Source organism: Bacillus sp. FG16, assembly GCF_057809515.1.
In genome coordinates, this window is record NZ_JBMDKC010000369.1 from 1 (window position 1) to 380 (window position 380).

A 380-nucleotide genomic window follows, 5' to 3' on the forward strand; every position below is an offset into this window, starting at 1 on the left:
ATGTAGATGACATTTATGCAACATTAGGGGATGGGGTCTGATGGAGAAGTATCAGAGGTATGCAGAGAATGAGCTGTACGTACTCGGTTGCTTGATGAAAGACAATGCTCTATGCGAGGAATTGAGACTGACGGCGAAACACTTTATTCACGTACAGCATAATCAATTGTTTCAAGCCATGATGGAGCTTTGGCAAGAGGAGAAGCCGGTTAATGACATGAGTCTTTCCCAACTGAGTGAGAAGAGAATGAAGGCATTTGGCGGCGTAGGGAAAATATACGAGTGCCACCGCCAAGCACCTACGTTACACAACTTTTCGTTCATTCAGCAAAAGATGATTGAATTTATGGCGGTAGAAGACATGTTGTTTGATATACAGG

Annotated in this window: 1 protein-coding gene; it reads left to right on the top strand. The window is 43.4% G+C overall.

Features of this window, described 5'->3' with window-relative positions:
- Positions 1-40 precede the first annotated feature (40 nt).
- Positions 41-380, top strand: a 340-nt coding sequence (locus ACODS7_RS32785; RefSeq protein ID WP_488828741.1) for a DnaB-like helicase N-terminal domain-containing protein, incomplete at its 3' end; no start/stop codon positions are given.